Source organism: Treponema paraluiscuniculi Cuniculi A (genome assembly GCF_000217655.1).
In the GTDB taxonomy this organism is placed as follows: Bacteria; Spirochaetota; Spirochaetia; order Treponematales; family Treponemataceae; genus Treponema; species Treponema pallidum.
The window spans coordinates 656,927-673,682 of record NC_015714.1 but is presented as its reverse complement, the minus strand read 5'-3'; the positions used below and the strand labels follow the sequence as shown (position 1 = coordinate 673,682).

Here is a 16,756-nt window from a genome sequence, read left to right as displayed (position 1 = left end):
CCTACCGTCTCGGCGTTTTGAGAATCATTCCCAAGGAGAGCGTGGCGTCTACTGCTAGATTGTTTTCCTCTGCCAGGTTTTCTACTGAAACGCCGTAGCGCTTTGCTAAGGACCAGAGGGTATCCCCCTGCTGCACTACATGCTTGCCGACAAAGGGTGCTGCAGGGGTTGCCCGCGCCACTGTGCTTTCCGGCGGTGGTGGCACGCTCGGGGATGCCGGCGCGTCTGCTCCCGCGCGCGTGTCCGCGCCCCCGGGCGTCGGCGGCATCATTGAGGGCGAGGGAAGTGCGGACACTTCCGGCACTGCATGCTCTTTCTGATCCATTGCTCCAGGTGCACGCGTGCCTGTTCCCCGCAGGGGCGCGCGCCGGGTCTGCCCAGTCCGGATGGTGGGAATGATGAGCTTTTGTCCAATCTTCAGGTGAGTGGCGCTGTGTGCGCGGTTATGGGCTTTTAGCGTATCGACGCCCAACCCATAGCGGCGGGCGAGTGCGTAAAGCGTGTCTCCTGAACGGATGGTGTGCAGGGTGTGATGGACGAGCACGGCGCCTGGGCGGTTGAGTACTGCCTGGACCGCCTGCGCATGTGTGCTTGGCACCCGGAGGGTGTACGCTGCATTCGGGGGAGTAATTGAATAGCGGAGTGCAGGGTTGAGCGTGTGCAACAATTGCGCATCCATCCCTGCTGCCTGTGCCAAGAGGTTTAAGTCTACCGCGCGCGAAACGGTAACCGTGGTGGTCTCCCCGGGGGTGTGTGCCGCTCCCCAGGCGATGCCGTGCTCGTGGCTCCGGCTGAGTACTTCTGCAACCGCAAGGAACTTTGGGACATAGCGGACCGTCTCGTCGCGCAGAAAGCCGCGCTCACTCAGATGCCAAAAATCGGCGGTTCCTGCCTGGGCAATGGCTCGCTTGATCGCGCCAAGACCGCAGTTGTACGCAGCGAGGGCCAAGGGCCAGTCACGCAGCTGCGTGTAATTCCACTGCAGTTTTTTGACTGCGGCGACGGAGGCCTTCCAGGGGTCACGCCGTTCGTCTACCCAGTCACTCACGCGCATGGCAGAGCCTGCGATGCTATTGCGCATGAACTGCCAAATGCCGACTGCGCCGGATTTGGAGACAGCCCGTTCGAGAAAGCCCGATTCGACAACGGGGAGAAAGAGCAGCTCGGCAGGAAGGTGAGCGTCGCGCAGCAGTTTTTCGATAAAGGGGCGGTAGGGCGCGCTCCGCTGCATAACGACAGAGAGGTATTCCCGGTAACGCGCGCTCTGGTACTGTTCTTTGAAGGACTGCATCGGCGGGTACAGGGGGTGCACGAGCGGACCGAGCACGAGCGCGCGCTGAATGAGGGTGTCAGGTACCGACTGAGCGCGCAACGCGTGGTGCGTTGCGTACGCTCCCCAAAGCGGAGGGCAGGCTGCCGCACCACAGAGAAACAGAAGGAAGGACAACCGGCGCGCCCGCGCACAGGGACCAGCAGGGAAACAACGAAGGAGAAACAGGAAGAGTGAACACGCACGGGCGGTAATGATTTCTCGCAAAAAAACCGTTAACCTCCTGTACGCCTTCTTCACCCTCGGTGGCGGCCAGCCTAGCATGTCTTGCGTGGGGAGCACAAGGGATGCGCCGTGCGTGTTGAACACCGCGTAAAGGGAAAAGAAGCGGCGGTGCGCCGGGTGTGCGTACGTTGTCGGTACGGTCACAACAGGCGTTTTGTGTAAATGGCACGACTGCCATGCAGGGAGGTAAAAACGGGTTTCTATGGGGGCGCTTACTAAAAGCATTGACCGCGCCATCGGGGTGAGTGTCGGTTTTGTGCTGATACCCGTTTTTCTCTGTTGTCGCAGTTCTTCGAAGGTGGTGCCGACACGCGCAGGTACCGATCCGGTTTCTTCCGCATCCCAGGCGCCGGAGGTGGCGGCGCATCCTGTGCGTGGCACTGCGCTTGACGTACCGGACCGGCGCGCAATTCGCACAAAGCTGATGGATCCAAAGATACTCTTCTTGATTGAAACTGCTTCTCCTGCCTCATTGCGCGAGGCAGCTGCGTGCATACAGCGCGATCCGGCCGGATTGACACCGCACAATCGGCTGTACCTCCGCGTGTGTGCTGCACTTATGCAACTTGTATATCCGCAGGAAGCTGTTTCTTGGCATGTGCCGCTGTACAACACCGCATATCCGTACCTGACTGCGCTCAATGACGTGGAAAAAGGTACGTATCCGCTCATTCCTGGCGAACCGGATTTTTTTTCGGATATCATTCCCCCGCTGACCCTGTTGAAAAAACGCCTTCCTGATGAGGTACGCGCAGATTGCCGAGAACGCCTGACGCGCGCACGCACGCAGGCGCCGCACTCTCTCCTTCCGTTCCTGCTCTTTGGGTATTTGCACGAGCAGCACGGAGAGCTCTCTGAAGCGGAGTCAGCGTACCGCAGCGCATGGGAAAAAGACGCATCCTGCTATCCTGCAGGCATCTGCTATGCGCGCATGCTGGTACAGCGCGGTGAGACTGCCCTGGCACTGCCCATTGCGCGCCTATTGCTTCACCGTTTCCCGAAAGACCGAGCGGTGCAGCTTTTGCAGGCGCAAATTCACAGCGCGCGTCAAGAATGGAGCGCCGCGCAACCGTACGTTGCAGCGCTGTTGCGTCAACAGCCTGAGGACAATGCGGCGCTTTTACTACACATTCGTATCTTGGTGGCTCAGCGGGAGTATCAGAAGGCTCACGCGTCCCTTGACTCTTTTGCAGAGCGTGACAGTTCGGATAAAACGTACTTGCTCTTGCGTGCGCAGGTGGCAAAGGAATGGAGGAAAAATGACGCGTCTGCGCACGACTTTTTGCAGCAGGCATATCGCTTGTATCCGCGTGATGTGCAGGTGCTCCTTGCGTGTGCGCAGCACTGCTTTGAGACCGGTCACTCGCTTGCACAAAAAAACATGCGAAGCTTTATCGCGCTGGTGCTCCGCGCCGATGCGCATAACGCTCAAGCGCTCCGTTTATTGACGCAGTATGAACTGGCGCAGGGTAACTGGGAACAGGCAGTGTCGCGCGCGGAGCGTTTGAATACCGCATATCCGAGTGAGGCTCATCAAGAATTACTCATTCGCGCGTACAGTGGTTCAGGTCGTGCGCAGGAGGCGATTTCTCTTGCGCGGCGTTTGTATCATTCGGCACAGCCTCCGTCTGAGACGGTCATCGTCCTGTACTTAGATACGTTGTATGAGGCGCGTCATTACCGGGAGATCCGTGCGGTGATTGCAGCTCGGAGTGCGTCCGCGCGTGGTACGCTGCGGTCGATATTTTCGTACTATGAAGCGTTGTTGTCAGTGCACGAGGAGGAGCGATTAAGTTTATTGCGTGCAAGTTTGCTTTCAGATCCGCGCAATGGACGCACTCTTTTTGCGTTATATGAATGGTACCGAAAGAAAAAGGATTTCCGCAAAGCGCAGTACTATTTGCATCAGGTGATTGCACTGGATCCGAACAATGCGCAGCACCGCGCGCTGTCTAAGCAGCTGGATACCCTGATTGGGCAGTAGTGTTAGGAAAGAAGGGTGAGGGGGCTACTAGACAGGGCCGGGGGGGGTGAGGTAGCATGGGGTGCATGCGGTGGGGGAGTGTGCTGTGTGTGGTGGTGGGGGTAGGAGCGAGCGGGGGAGTGCTTGGACAGGAGTTTTCCCCGAAGCTAACTGGCTCTGCCACACTTGAGTGGGGCATCAGCTATGGCAAGGGGGTAGGCAGTCACGACCAGGCCCCTGGTGCAGTTATGGGCACCGGTCCCTACAATCTGAAGCATGGGTTTCGTACTACCAACACGGTGGGAGTATCCTTTCCCCTGGTTATGCGCACCACCCACACGCGCCGTGGGCAGCACCCGGCACTGTATGCGGAGCTGAAGGTAGCGGACCTGCAGGCGGACCTGAGTCAGGGGAAGGCAGGTTTTGACTTTAAGCGCAAGGGGAAGGTGGAGGCGACGCTGCACTGTTATGGGGCCTACCTGACGATTGGGAAGAACCCCACGTTTCTGACGAACTTTGCCCGGCTGTGGAAGCCGTGGGTGACAGCGCAGTACCAGGAGGATGAGGTACAGTATGCGCCGGGGTTTGGGGGTTTAGGCGGCAAGGTTGGGTATCGAGCACAGGACATTGGGGGCAGTGGGGTCAGCCTTGATGTGGGGTTTCTCTCCTTTGCCTCTAACGGTGCCTGGGATAGTACTGACACCACGCACAGCAAGTATGGCTTTGGGGGCAGACTTGAAGCTAATGTATGCGCGTGCAGGACACCCTCTGTGCACGGTAGAGCTTGCCAGCAATGTTACGCTGGAAGACGGATACCTCATCGGTGCGCAGAAGGACGCAAACAATCAGAACAAGGATAAACTGCTGTGGAATGTAGGAGGCCGACTCACCCTCGAACCAGGCGCCGGCTTCCGCTTCTCCTTCGCCCTCGACGCCGGTAACCAACACCAGAGTGCACAAGACTTTCAAAATCGCACACAGAGGGCGCAGAATGAACTCACCGCCCTCTCAAATAACCTCTTCCAGGGAGAAAGTCAAAAACAGGAAGCCTGGCTGGACGAATACGCAAAGAAGGTGCTTGATGCCGTAACGGCAGCCACCGAAACCGCCATTCAGTCGAGGGGAAACGCGTACATAACGGCAGTGTCAAACGTAAAAGTCACCCCTCCGGTAGCTGCCACGCTTTTGACGAACCTGAAGGTGTTCATTACCGACCCTCCTACACCGTCACCGCTTCCCGCGCTTCCTGCATTTTCCCTGATGGGGCAGGTTTTGCTGCAGTATGGCGTAGAGCAGGTGGTGAAGGGGTTTGAGCAGGTACAGACGCAAATCGTCGCTGAAATTAATCAGAAAGTGCAAATAGCCGTGGGTCGGAGTAGAACTGCAGCGCAGACATTCTCAAATGGCCTCGCCCAAACGGTAGCACGCATAGCAGACAAGTTGCTTATGCCTCACATAGGAAATCTACGCAGCCTTTTCAATGATCCAAATCAACAGGCAACGTTGCGGCAAGATCTTACGGATCTTATTCCAAAGCTTACGGCTGAGGCTACAAAGTTTTTCACCGAAGGGCAGACGTTTGTAACCGAAGAAGTGAAGAAGAAGACGGATGCGTTGGACGCGGGGAAGCAGATACGTCAGGCTATACAGAACCTGCGTGCGTCTGCATGGCGTGCCTTTCTAATGGGAGTCAGTGCCGTGTGTCTGTATCTTGACACCTACAATGTCGCCTTCGATGCACTGCTTACAGCGCAGTGGAAGTGGCTGTCTTCTGGCATATACTTTGCCACAGCACCGGCAAACGTTTTTGGCACCAGGGTGTTAGACAACACCATTGCAAGCTGTGGCGACTTTGCCGGATTCCTTAAACTCGAAACTAAAAGCGGTGACCCCTACACCCACCTGCTCACCGGCCTGGACGCCGGCGTTGAAACACGCGTGTACATCCCCCTCACCCATGACCTGTACAAAAATAATAACGGGAACCCTCTCCCTTCCGGCGGCTCCTCAGGGCACATTAGCCTGCCGATAGTGAGCAGGGCGTGGTGTAGCTATCGCATCCCGGTGCAGGATTACGGCTGGGTGAAGCCAAGCGTTACGGTCCACGCCTCTACCAACCGTGCACACCTGAATACCCCTGCTGCAGGCGGAGCAGTAGGAGCTACCTATCTAACTAAGGAGTACTGTGCACAGCTGCGTGCTGGTATTTCAGCCAGTCTCATAGAGAAGACGGTGTTCTCCCTTGATTGGGAACAGGGTATGCTCTCTGATGTCCCGTACCTGCTGGTATCCGAGTGCCTCACCCAGGGAATCGGCCGCATCGTGTGCGGCGTCACCCTCTCCTGGTAGCCACTACTCATGCGCACTACGTTGATTTTGCGGGATTGCTCAAGCTCGAAACCAAAAGCGGTGACCCCTGTGCCCATCTCTTTGAAGGTCTGGTGAGGGGTTGTCGTGTGGGCCAGAGAACGGGTACGGTGGGGCACAAGTTTACAGGTGAGGGATTGCAGGGGTATGGGCAGGAGAAGTGTGTGGGGCGTATTGATGTTCGGGTGCATGCTGCCGGGTATGGCGGCGCGTATTACCGTGTCTCCCAAGCTGGGGGCGTATGGGGATGCGCGCGGCGGTCCTGACCTGTGGGGTTTGTGTATTGAGGCGCCAAGCTGGTATCTCTCAGATACGGGGAAAGAATATTTGCCTCCGCGCTATGCGCCGGAGACGCCATTGGTGGGGCTGGACGTAGCGTTCCGTGCAGAGAATGGCTTTCTGCTCCAGGTGACGGTGGATGCAGCACTTACGCGTTTAATGTTCCGCGGTCAGTGTTTGGCCGGTTATTCATTCAGGCCGGGGGGGGGTAGTACGTATCTATCGGCAGCAGCGGGCTTTGAGTGCACTGCGCTCATCTACGACAGCTACCTCACCATCCAGGTCCTCAATGGGGGTTCGGTGTGTTCGTTCGAACATAAAGGGTGGTATGTTCCGAAGACAGTACTGGGCTTGCTGACGCATCAGAAGGATGAGGGCGCCATATGCGAGAAATCGAGTCTCGAGGGAATTTGTCAGAACTATGCGGTGCCGGTGCAGCTGGGGGTGCAGCATTACTTTGGCGCGCACTGGGGGATAGACGCGACGGCTACCGTTTCGTTCGGTGTTGATACCAAGCTGGCTAAGTTTCGCATCCCGTACACGTTGCGGATTGGCCCGGTCTTCCGCACCTAGGGGTGCGCGCTCAGCGTGCCCCGTTTAGAAAGAGGCCGAGCGCTCCTCTACCGAACCGTCTGCGTGCGCAACAAAGACGCGTACGGTTCGCTCGGTGAACAAGCCGTTTTCAATGACCCCTGGCAGTGCATTGAGCGCGCGTTCCATGTCTTGCGGGGTGCGCGTCGGGAGCGATTGCCACCGCGCGTCTAAAATAAAATTTCCGTGGTCAGTCACCACCGGTCCTTTTTTTCTCACCGCTTCGCGTATGTGCACGGACAACCCCCAATCCTGAAGCGTGCGCATCACGCTCATGCGGGCCTCAGGCACCACTTCGATAGGGAGCGCTGCGCGCGTGCCTAAGGTTTCTACCACCTTTGTTTCGTCTACGATGATAACAAAGTGCGCGCTGTTGTATGCAGCGATCTTTTCTTGCAAAAGCGCAGCTCCACCGCCTTTGATGACAAAATTTTGGGTGTCAATTTCGTCCGCGCCGTCGATAGTCACATCCAGTTTGCCCCCAACCCGTTTTGAACTGAGAGAAAAAAGGGGGATGTTGTACCGCTCACATATGAGCGCTGTTTGAAAACTAGTGGGCACTGCCGCTATGTCAGAGAGAGTGCCGCGTGCAAGGTGATCTGCGATGCGTTTTACCGCAGGCATTGCCGTAGAGCCTGTCCCAAGGCCAATACTCATGTGCGCGTGCAGCACCCCCTCTTGAACGAGGGTGTCCACGCTGCGCTGGGCAACCAGCAATTTCTGCGCGGTAACGTCTAATGGGGTGTTCGTCGTCGTGTTCCTCTCGTGTATAGCTTTTTCCACAAGTGCACTCACGCGTCTGTGTCCTTTTTGTGGTGCAAAAGAATATCTGCATTGTGCCAGCTGAGGGTTGCGCACTTAATGCGCGCAGGCATGGATGCAAAACAGGCGAGGATGCACGCGTCCTGTAGGTGTGCCCGTTCCTGGTCTGTGAGGCACTGCTGTGCCATCATGTGAAAGAACAGCGCAACCGTTTTTTGCGCCTGCGCCACTGACGCACCCTTGATCAGTTCGATGAGTATATTTGTAGAAGCGGTGGACACCGCACAACCGGTACCTAAAAAGGCTACATCAGCGATGCGATCACCTTCTCTCTTTATCAAGAGCGTGAGGTCATCGCCACAACTGGGATTATGACCCCGCTCGATGCCTACCGGCCCTTCTAACACCCTGCGGTGTTCCTGCTTGCGTGCGTACTCGAGCAGCACCTGTCGGTATATCGCTTCTGCGTTCATAGGGAGATCTCCTTAGAGAAAGGCAGCGAATGCCAGGAAGGCGCACTGGCCTAGCTGCATTGAAAAATCCTGCCCACGGCGTGCAACGCACGCGTCAGCGCCTCTACATCCTCCATGGTATTGTATATGCAGAAACTTGCACGGCAACAGGACTGAATGCTCAAGTGCGTCATGAAAGGCTTACTACAGTGATCGCCGCTGCGAACCATCACGCCTTCTTCGCCCAAGATATGCGCAGTATCGTGCGAGTGCACGTTCTTCACGTTGAATGCAATGATGCCTAGGCGCTCACGTGCGCGCGCATGGTACGTTTCAAGGAAGGGAAGCTCCTCCAGCCGCGCAAGGAGTGCAGCATCCAGCGCATGTACGGACGCGCGGACTGCGCTGCTCTCTAGGGACTCGCAATACTCAATCGCTGCACACAGTGACACGACAGCTGCAGTATCCGCGCTACCTCCCTCGTACTTATGCGGCGCACCCTTAAAGACACTTTCCTGTTCAGTGACAAAATCCACCATGCCTCCCCCATACAAAAAAGGAGGCATGGATTCCAGGAGCGTGTGCGGTGCGCACAATACGCCGACGCCAAAAAGAGAGAACATCTTATGGCCGGAGAAAACAAAGAAGTCGCAGCCTAAATCTGCAACATTTGGCACGCCGTGCACCATAGCCTGTGCTCCGTCAATGACCACCACTGCACCGACTTGGTGTGCAAGTGCGGTCAATTCCTGTGCAGGATTTACCGCGCCGGTGGCATTGACAACGGCAGAGAAGGACACAACCTTAGTGCACGCTCGTATCTTTTTCTGCGCTTCTTGTATATCCAAATTTCCTTCGGCGTCTGGATACAGCCACTGTATCGTTGCACCTGTGCAGCGGCACACGTGCTGCCACGGTACGATATTTGCATGATGATTGGAGATAGCAAGAACGATCTCGTCTCCTGCGCGCAGGCGTGGCAGCGCGTAACAGTGAGCGATGATGTTGAGCGATTCGGTGCAACTCTTTGTAAAAACGATATCGTGCGTTGGCGCTGCGTTGATAAACTGCGCTGTTTTCTTCCGGGTGTTTTCTATAAGGAGCGCTGATTCAACTGCAAGTTCATGGGAGCCTCTGCCTGCGTTCCCATTCAGATGGGTGTGGTAGTGCATAACGCGCTCTAGCACCGGCGCAGGGCGTTGGGTTGTGGCCGCGCTGTCTAGGTAGTGGACGCGGGGACTGCGTAACAGCAGGGGAAAGTCTGCTTTATAATCGGGGCCGCTCATGCCTTGCGCTTCCTATGTGCGCGATCGAGGCTCTCGTCAAAATTACGTATGAGTGTCTCGCGGATGTGAGTGTCATCGATGAGGGCGAATACGGGTTTAAACGCAGCTTCTATGATGAGGCGCTTGGCACCGTACTCATCAGGACCGCGCGACATAAGGTAGTAGAGCACATCGCTGCCGATAGTTTCAAAACTGGCTGCGTGTTCCCCGACAACGTCGTCTTCGTCACAAAAGATAGTGGGGATGCTAACCCCTACGGCAGTTCTGTCAAGCAAAATGGTACGGTCTGAGAACCGTGCTACAGAATGGCTACACCCGCGGTGCAAAAAAATATTTCCACGGAACGTTTTGCGTGCACCGTCTTTTACCACGCCACAGGCGCAGATGTGCGCGTGTGAATTTTTTCCTTCCACGATGAGGTTATGTTCAAGATCCATACGCCGCGTTTTATCAATGAAATACAGTGGGTGAATTTCCACACGTGCCCACTCGTCCCGAAGGAAGGCGGAGTTGGAAACACCTGAGATCTGTGCACCTATTTGTACGTCGTAGCAGCGCACCTGCGCGCTTTCCTGTGCGTGTAGGTGTACCGTTTCAAAGTTCACAGCCGTAGGGTGCGTGTTCTGTACTTTGATTAACTCTACCGATGCGCCACGCCCCACCTGCACGCTTACCAAACCATTCCTGAACGGAGCACGCTCAAGCGCTTGCGGACCGACGAGTGCGGGAGCATCCTGTGGGGCATACCCCTGCGCGTCCACACAGACGAGGACTTTTACGCGCGCCCCTTCCTGTATATCAAGAAAGGTCTGATCGTATAGCACGCGGTTATGCGTGTCCATGGTAAAACGGATGAGTACATGCACCGTCTCAGATGTGCGCGGCACACTCAGATACACCCCTGCATTTCGTTTTTCCTTTACTTCTTGTACATACGCTTCCCCCAGACCGCAGTGGCGCTGACGATCGCGTGTGCGAAAGTCAAACGCGCGCGCCGCCCTTTCTGGCTCGGTGCAAAGAAAATGCTCTATGGATGATGAGCGCACGAGCGCTGAGCTAGAAGTAACCTGTGTTCTGGAAAAAGGCTGAGAAGCAACGTCCTGCGCGTGATACCCGAGCCGTTTAAAAAATTCCCTTTTTTTCATACTGCTGTGCGCCCTCAGGAAGGGAGTTAGCCGATCGCTCCCTCAAGTTCAATGGAAATAAGGTTATTCAGTTCAACGGCGTACTCAAGAGGCAATTCCTTTGAGACGGGTTCTACGAACCCTCTGACGATAAGAGAGATGGCAGTCTGCTCATCAAGCCCGCGCTGCATGAGATAAAAAACGACGCGGTCACTGATTCTGCCGATTTTTGCCTCATGTCCGATATCAACGTTATCCGTACGTACATCAATGATGGGGATGGTATCCGTGTGCGACTGGTTATCGAGCATGAGGGACTCGCACTCAGCGACCGCTTTTGCCCCGTCAGCCTTTGGACCGATGGAAAGCAACCCGCGGTAGTTTGCCGTTCCGCCATTTTTTGATATGGATCGAGCATGTACCTCCGATACCGTGTTCCTGCCCAGGTGCACTGTTTTTGTTCCAGTATCGAGGTACTGTCCTGCAGAAGCAAAAGTGATGCCGGTGAACTCGCTGCGCGAGCGATCTCCTCTGAGGATACTCATCGGATATAACATCGTGACGCGGGAACCAAAGGAGCCTGAGATCCACTCGATGACGCCGTCTTCGTCCACAATGGCGCGCTTGGTATTGAGGTTGTACAGGTTTCGTGACCAGTTTTCTATGGTGGAATAGCGTAGGCGCGCGTTCTTTTTTACGTACAGCTCTACGGCGCCTGCGTGCAACGCATTTTTGTAGTACTTCGGCGCGCTACACCCTTCGATGAAGTGGAGGGATGCGCCTTCATCCACAATGATGAGCGTGTGCTCAAATTGCCCGGATTGATTTGCATTCAAGCGGAAGTAGGACTGCAGGGGTAAGTCCACCTGCAGTCCTTTGGGCACATACACGAACGACCCGCCTGACCACACCGCTCCGTGCAGTGCAGCAAACTTGTGCTCGTTCGGTTTAATCAGATGCATAAAGTGCGCGCGGACAATGTCTTCGTGCTTGTGCACGGCAGACTCCATGTCGAGGTACACCACTCCCTGTTGTTCTAAGTCTGCCCGGAGGTTGTGGTACACCACCTCTGAGTCGTACTGCGCTCCTACTCCTGCAAGGGATCTTCGCTCCGCCTCAGGAATACCGAGGCGATCAAAAGTCTTCTTTATCTCCTCTGGGACGTCATCCCAACTTTCTGCGATTGGCTTAAAATCGGAGACAATGTAGTGGACAATCTCTTGGATATCAAGGTCAGAGATATCCGCGCCCCACTCTGGCATGGGTCGTTTCATAAAATAGCGCAAGGATCTGAGACGCAAGTCGAGCATCCACTGTGGCTCCCGCTTGCGACGCGAAATTTTCTCTACAACCTGAGCGTTCAAACCCTTACCGGTTGAGTAGGTGTAGGTAACGGCGTCTTTTACATCGTAAATACCTCGCTTGATGTCCGATACGTACGTTCGCCTGCGTGGCTGTAAAAGCTGTCTCTGTTGCTGTGTATTCATACGCGCTTCCTCTAAGCGGTGGATATGCGGTCTGCTGGCGTGGGGGCAGCGCGCCTCCACAAAAGGATAACTTACTTTTCCTATTCCGGAGAAACGGGCGTGCCTCCTTGTTCGCCTGCACGGGGCGTGGCAAAGTCAGCGTAACCGTGTTCAACCACGTAGTGCACCAAACTCACGTCACCGGTCTTCACGATGGTACCGTCGACGAGGATGTGCACCACATCAGGCTTAATGTACTCGAGAACTTCTCGGTGATGGGTGATGATCAGGAATCCCATATCAGGCGTACGGATATCGTCAATGCCCTCGAAGACAATGCGCGTAGCGTCAACATCAAGTCCTGAATCCGTCTCGTCAAGTATGGCCAGTTTGGGCTCAAGAACAGCGAGCTGAAGTATTTCGTTCTTTTTTTTCTCTCCCCCAGAGAATCCTACATTCAGGCCGCGTGAGGCGTACGCCTCACTGATGCGCAAGCGAGCAAGCTTCGCACGCAACTGCGTGTGAAAGTCGAGCACGGAAACTTTAGTACCAAGAACCGCCTCTTTTGCCGCGCGGAGAAACTCCTCGACCGAAAGACCGGGGACTTCCTCAGGAGTTTGGAACGAGAGAAAGATACCCCGCCGAGCGCGCTCGTACACAGGCATGTCGTTGATACACTGCCCTTGAAAATAAATTTCCCCACGTTCGATAGTGCAGTGGGGATTTCCCACGATGGTGCCTGCAAGAGTGGACTTGCCTGCACCGTTCGGTCCCATGACGGCGTGCACCTCGCCGGTATTCAGGGTTAGGTTGAGACTTTTGAGGATGGGCCTATCCGCAATGGACATACACAGGTCGCGGATATCGAGGAGTGTGGGCATGAGCGGCTCCTGCAAGGAGTAAACTGAGCAGGAGTATACGTACATTCGAATGTATGTTGCAAGGGAAAGAGACCACGCATCCTGCACAGGAAACACATACAGGTTTAATACCGTGCGCAGTGTATGTCCTACCTTGGCGTTCTACCAGTTAATAGTCATTCCGCACACGAAGGTGCCAAAGTACCTACGGGAAGTAACGGTTTCCGTAATAACCATGTAGGGCGTTGGTTCCAACTGTCCCTGCTCCCACTGTGCGTGAAGCGTCACTTTTTCAATGGGAGAGAGCGTCAGGCCCACCTGGTACTGCACGCAACGCTCACGAACTAGATTTTCTGTCTTAAGATTATAGTTGAAGCGATTCGTGGTGCCGTATACGGCAAGCGAAGGTTTAAGCCATGCAGTTTCGCCAAGCGGAATAAGGTAGCGCGCCCACACCTTCCCCATAACGGGCAAGTTGATATGGGTGTCAGGGAGTTTCCACACACCCATTGGAGAGACGTAGTATCCTTTTCCATTGTCTATGTACAGGCCGTGGGTAAGCGGAATATAGCACCGCACGTCCATCCCTGCTTCCAGTCCGTCTATAAGGTGTGTATACGCGTCTCCTGCTTTGGTTTCTACCCGCAGAAAGCCGCCGCCGTCCGTGTGTGTGCTCCCATACGTAGGAAAGACCATGGCCCCAAACACGCTTGCAGGAGCAGTGGCCACGTACACGCCGCAGGCAAACCAGCGCCATTGCAGAGTCAGGAGTGCATCGAGCGCGTAGGTGTCCAGCGCTTGTTGCCAGAGCACTGTCAACAGCGCTGCAAGCAAGGGGTTTGAACTAACTGTCGGGTTCGTCTGTTCTGCTTGTACGATTTTGGTTGCAATATCCCGCACAGAGGATCCGTTAGCGGACATTCCGTTCTTGACACTATCGAGCTTCTGCGCGTACTCAGGCAGCTGCAACACGCGCTGTGCAATGGCATACGCCACCGGCCCTCCGGGGGTGACCTTGGTTTTTTCCATATCGATAAGGATCAGGGCAAGATAGTCGAGCGTTTTCCGACCTGCATAATGGTTACCCATGTCCAGAGCCAACACCACCTTGAAGTCCGAAAGAGGAGTGAGCGTTATGCGCGCGCCTGCATTCCACAGGACGTCATTCTGCCTATAGTGCCTTTTCTGTTTATGGCTGACCCTTTTATAGCCTTTTCCCAGTGTCGCGCTGGCTGCCACTTCTGCCCGTACTAACTCGCGTTTCCACGGCGCATGGCTGAGCGTCGCGTCTGCCCCGAAACCATACTTGCTATGCAGAGCCTCTTCCGCCGCACCTCCAGGGGGAGCAGGAGCAGGGGCAGGCGCGTCCCAGGAACCATTTGAGGCAAAGGAAAGAAAGCAAATATCCAAGCTCACTCCACTTGAGCCTACGTTCTGTGCACGGTAGCCGAGCCTGCCGCCGATGCCATCGAACCCTGGCGCAAACCGCACCTCCTCTTCCTTGTAGAGGTCTGCAAGAAGAGGTTTCCACAGTTGGGCAAAATTGGCGCGAAAGAGGGGAGCGGTGCCGATCGTCATATACGCACCAAAGCAGTGTAGCGTCGCTTCAATAGCGGTTTCTTCTGTGACTAGGGTAAAAGGCTCACCAGGCTTTTTGGTCTGAAAATTCACCTCCAAATCCTTGATAGAAATTTCAGTCCACAAGCCACCGTCAGATAATGTACCTGCGCGCCTTATGCGGTCACTTTTTAAAAACAACGGAACAGTTACACACAAGTGTGTGGTACTGCGGAACCCGTGCGTTATCTGACGAATGCGCGCTTTTTCCTTCTCACTCTCTTCTACTTCCTGTCCCTGCGCTCCATTTCCCTGTATCTGTACGTTCACCACATCGCTGTCGTCGCCATCTCCATTCTCGCGGGGCGGCACGGGAGGCGGCGGACCTACTGCGGGGTCGTAGGGGAGCGTGATACCCCACTGCAACCGGGCAAAGCCTGAAATCCGCGGCGTACTTGCTAAGGTGTGCAGTCTGGTTTCTGCACACAGCCCTGCTGCGGACGACATAAAGAGGAGCGCCCACGTGCCAACTGACCTGACACGCCTCCCTGCTGAGTGTCCAGGGGGATCATGGCAGGAGGAGCGCACAGCCGCCGACGGAGACAGCAGCGTGCGTCGCCGCCGGATTTTGCTTTGAGAGTACAACACCCTGCAGGCATAAAGACAGGGACAGCGTACTCCTTTCATGGCTCCATCCTAAAAGTCCGCAGTGCGCGGCGTACGAGGAAACGGAATAACATCCCGAATATTCCCAAGCCCGGTGACGTACTGCAGCAAGCGCTCGAAGCCGAGTCCAAAACCTGCATGGGGCGCGGTACCAAAGCGACGGAGATCGGTGTACCAGCGATAGTCGTGAGGGTCAAAACCGCTGGCACGGATGCGAGCACAGAGTACTTCAAACTGTTCCTCGCGCTCCGAGCCTCCCATAATCTCCCCTAATCCCGGAACTAGCAGGTCCATGGAACGCACCGTTGTGCCGTCGGCATTGAGCTTCATGTAGAAGGCCTTGATTTCCTTTGGGTAGTCATAGACAATCACCGGGCCGTGGAACACCTCTTCTGTTAAAAAACACTCGTGCTCGCTTTGTAAATCGCATCCCCAGCGTACGGGGAACTCAAAGGAGCGCCCACTGTTCTCCAGTAGTTTAATTGCCTCTGTGTATGTCAGGCGCGTGGCAGGCGCGCGGGCGACGTCTTCGAGCATGCGCGTCAGCTGCCCTGGCGTCCGCACTGGCGGTGTGCGCGCTGTGCTGCGCGCGGCAAGGGGTGTGTCGCCCCGCGCGCTTCGCGCATGCTGCGCTGCGCGCTCGTCAAGGAAGGCTATATCCTGCGCGCAGTCCTTGAGTGCTGCGCGTAGCAGGTACGCCAAAAACTCCTCTGCCACGTCCATGCAGTCAGTGATGCGTGCAAAGGCGATTTCCGGCTCCACCATCCAGAACTCAGAAAGATGGCGGCTAGTATTTGAGTTCTCTGCGCGAAAAGTAGGGCCGAAGGTGTAGATGCGCGTGAGGGCAAGCGCATATGCTTCCCCCTGCAGTTGGCCCGAAACGGTTAGGCGCGCTGCCTTACCAAAAAAGTCGTCCGCGTACGTGAGTGCGTAGGGGTTGCCTGCCGCGCCCGCTGCGTGTGCTTCGCGCGCAATACGCACGGGATCAAAAGTAGTGACGCGAAAGAGCTCGCCTGCACCCTCGCAGTCCGAAGCGGTAATGATCGGTGTGTGCACGTACTGAAAGTGTCGCTCGGAGAAAAAGCGGTGGACAGCGCCTGCAAGTGCACTGCGCACCCGTGCACACGCGGCAAAGGTACTAGTGCGCGCGCGCAGATGGGCGTGCGCACGCAAAAACTCAAAACTATGCGATTTCTTCTGCAAAGGATAGGTTTCAGCAGGCGCCTCGCCAAGAACAGTCAGGTTGCAAGCGCGCAACTCAAGCGCTTGCCCGGCGCCTGGGGAGGGGACGAGTGCACCCTCGGCGCGAATGCAGGCGCCGGTAGTAACGCGTTTGAGCGTTTGAGCGAGCGTTTCCCCCTGGAGGACAGCGTCGCGGACATTAGGGATTTGCTCAGCTTGCGCCCCAGAGGAAAGGGAGGCGGAACACTCGGGCAGGGGAACGGTAACCTGAAGGGTATCAGGGCAAGAACCGTCGCTCAGACTGATAAAGACAGCGCGTTTTGTCTCCCGTTTGGAGCGCACCCAACCGTGAACGCATTCGTGCTGGCCTGAGGGGGGATGAGTCAGAATCTCCTTGAGCAAAGGGTGCATAGCACGCATGCTAACGCTTTTACCCTCTTTATGGAAGGGCGTGGACCGGCAAGCAGCTGTGACGCCACGGCGCACGCCCTGCGCGGCATCTGCATGGAACGCCGCGCAGGACTGGGGAGAGCGAACCGTGCGAAAAAGCGTCGTTTCATTTCCAGGGAACTTACTCTCTAGATGAGGAGCGGCCGAGGCGCGGTCTTCTGTGACCGGGACCACGCCGTACGACATAGAAAACCAG

Annotated in this window: 14 protein-coding genes; 5 read left to right on the top strand and 9 right to left on the bottom strand. The window is 56.0% G+C overall.

Going from position 1 to position 16,756, the window contains the following annotated elements; genetic code table 11:
• Position 1: 1 nt before the first annotated feature.
• Positions 2-1,792, bottom strand: coding sequence for a transglycosylase SLT domain-containing protein (locus TPCCA_RS03060; protein WP_013945245.1), 1,791 nt, complete (start codon positions 1,790-1,792; stop codon positions 2-4).
• Here TPCCA_RS03060 and TPCCA_RS03055 point away from each other — a divergent pair.
• From TPCCA_RS03055 to TPCCA_RS05350, 5 genes are all read left to right on the top strand, one after another.
• A complete protein-coding gene (locus TPCCA_RS03055) occupies positions 1,758-3,539 on the top strand; it encodes a tetratricopeptide repeat protein (RefSeq protein WP_013945244.1) in 1,782 nt (593 codons plus the stop codon). The genes TPCCA_RS03060 and TPCCA_RS03055 overlap by 35 nt on opposite strands.
• A 65-nt stretch (positions 3,540-3,604) precedes the next feature.
• Positions 3,605-4,378, top strand: coding sequence for a major outer sheath N-terminal domain-containing protein (locus TPCCA_RS05775; protein WP_013944981.1), 774 nt, complete (start codon positions 3,605-3,607; stop codon positions 4,376-4,378).
• The gene (locus TPCCA_RS03050) at positions 4,263-5,867 is read left to right on the top strand and encodes a major outer sheath C-terminal domain-containing protein (RefSeq protein ID WP_407058155.1); all 1,605 of its coding nucleotides are present in this window, start codon (positions 4,263-4,265) and stop codon (positions 5,865-5,867) included. Before TPCCA_RS05775 ends, TPCCA_RS03050 begins: the two co-directional genes overlap by 116 nt.
• Entirely contained in the window at positions 5,813-6,151 is a 339-nt protein-coding gene (locus tag TPCCA_RS05770; RefSeq protein ID WP_407058145.1) for a major outer sheath C-terminal domain-containing protein, read from the top strand. The genes TPCCA_RS03050 and TPCCA_RS05770 overlap by 55 nt, the downstream gene beginning before the upstream one ends.
• Positions 6,033-6,737, top strand: coding sequence for a DUF2715 domain-containing protein (locus TPCCA_RS05350; protein WP_144011660.1), 705 nt, complete (start codon positions 6,033-6,035; stop codon positions 6,735-6,737). Before TPCCA_RS05770 ends, TPCCA_RS05350 begins: the two co-directional genes overlap by 119 nt.
• Before the next feature lie 24 nt (positions 6,738-6,761).
• On the opposite strand, the gene rpiA is transcribed toward TPCCA_RS05350, so the two are convergent.
• From rpiA to asnS, 8 genes are all read right to left on the bottom strand, one after another.
• On the bottom strand, positions 6,762-7,526 hold the full coding sequence (gene rpiA, locus TPCCA_RS03035; protein ID WP_041610040.1) for a ribose-5-phosphate isomerase RpiA: 765 nt from the start codon (positions 7,524-7,526) through the stop codon (positions 6,762-6,764).
• A 20-nt stretch (positions 7,527-7,546) separates the two neighbouring features.
• A complete protein-coding gene (gene sufU, locus TPCCA_RS03030; RefSeq protein WP_010882061.1) occupies positions 7,547-7,990 on the bottom strand; it encodes a Fe-S cluster assembly sulfur transfer protein SufU in 444 nt (147 codons plus the stop codon).
• 50 nt (positions 7,991-8,040) lie between these two features.
• Complete coding sequence (locus tag TPCCA_RS03025) at positions 8,041-9,255, bottom strand: cysteine desulfurase (protein WP_013945242.1); 1,215 nt, start codon at positions 9,253-9,255, stop codon at positions 8,041-8,043.
• Positions 9,252-10,400, bottom strand: a complete 1,149-nt coding sequence (sufD, locus tag TPCCA_RS03020) for a Fe-S cluster assembly protein SufD (protein ID WP_013945241.1) — start codon at positions 10,398-10,400, stop codon at positions 9,252-9,254. The genes TPCCA_RS03025 and sufD overlap by 4 nt, the downstream gene beginning before the upstream one ends.
• Positions 10,401-10,426: 26 nt before the next feature.
• Complete coding sequence (gene sufB, locus TPCCA_RS03015) at positions 10,427-11,866, bottom strand: Fe-S cluster assembly protein SufB (RefSeq protein ID WP_013945240.1); 1,440 nt, start codon at positions 11,864-11,866, stop codon at positions 10,427-10,429.
• 80 nt (positions 11,867-11,946) lie between these two features.
• A complete protein-coding gene (gene sufC, locus TPCCA_RS03010) occupies positions 11,947-12,726 on the bottom strand; it encodes a Fe-S cluster assembly ATPase SufC (RefSeq protein ID WP_013945239.1) in 780 nt (259 codons plus the stop codon).
• Positions 12,727-12,867: 141 nt separating this feature from the next.
• Positions 12,868-14,949 (bottom strand): major outer sheath N-terminal domain-containing protein, encoded by a 2,082-nt coding sequence (locus TPCCA_RS03005; RefSeq protein WP_013945238.1) that lies wholly within the window; start codon positions 14,947-14,949, stop codon positions 12,868-12,870.
• Between the two features lie 9 nt (positions 14,950-14,958).
• A complete protein-coding gene (asnS, locus tag TPCCA_RS03000) occupies positions 14,959-16,530 on the bottom strand; it encodes an asparagine--tRNA ligase (RefSeq protein ID WP_010882055.1) in 1,572 nt (523 codons plus the stop codon).
• Positions 16,531-16,756: the final 226 nt, after the last annotated feature.

What these genes read in the sequence shown, in the direction of transcription:
- TPCCA_RS03055 (WP_013945244.1), top strand. Translation starts at nt 1,758, where the DNA reads ATGGGGGCGCTTACTAAAAGCATTGACCGCGCCATCGGGGTGAGTGTC.
- sufU (WP_010882061.1), bottom strand. Translation starts at nt 7,990, where the DNA reads ATGAACGCAGAAGCGATATACCGACAGGTGCTGCTCGAGTACGCACGC.
- sufD (WP_013945241.1), bottom strand. Translation starts at nt 10,400, where the DNA reads ATGAAAAAAAGGGAATTTTTTAAACGGCTCGGGTATCACGCGCAGGAC.
- TPCCA_RS03050 (WP_407058155.1), top strand. Translation starts at nt 4,263, where the DNA reads ATGTATGCGCGTGCAGGACACCCTCTGTGCACGGTAGAGCTTGCCAGC.
- TPCCA_RS03060 (WP_013945245.1), bottom strand. Translation starts at nt 1,792, where the DNA reads ATGGCGCGGTCAATGCTTTTAGTAAGCGCCCCCATAGAAACCCGTTTT.
- TPCCA_RS03025 (WP_013945242.1), bottom strand. Translation starts at nt 9,255, where the DNA reads ATGAGCGGCCCCGATTATAAAGCAGACTTTCCCCTGCTGTTACGCAGT.
- sufC (WP_013945239.1), bottom strand. Translation starts at nt 12,726, where the DNA reads ATGCCCACACTCCTCGATATCCGCGACCTGTGTATGTCCATTGCGGAT.
- TPCCA_RS03005 (WP_013945238.1), bottom strand. Translation starts at nt 14,949, where the DNA reads ATGAAAGGAGTACGCTGTCCCTGTCTTTATGCCTGCAGGGTGTTGTAC.
- TPCCA_RS05775 (WP_013944981.1), top strand. Translation starts at nt 3,605, where the DNA reads ATGCGGTGGGGGAGTGTGCTGTGTGTGGTGGTGGGGGTAGGAGCGAGC.
- sufB (WP_013945240.1), bottom strand. Translation starts at nt 11,866, where the DNA reads ATGAATACACAGCAACAGAGACAGCTTTTACAGCCACGCAGGCGAACG.
- TPCCA_RS05350 (WP_144011660.1), top strand. Translation starts at nt 6,033, where the DNA reads ATGGGCAGGAGAAGTGTGTGGGGCGTATTGATGTTCGGGTGCATGCTG.
- asnS (WP_010882055.1), bottom strand. Translation starts at nt 16,530, where the DNA reads ATGCGTGCTATGCACCCTTTGCTCAAGGAGATTCTGACTCATCCCCCC.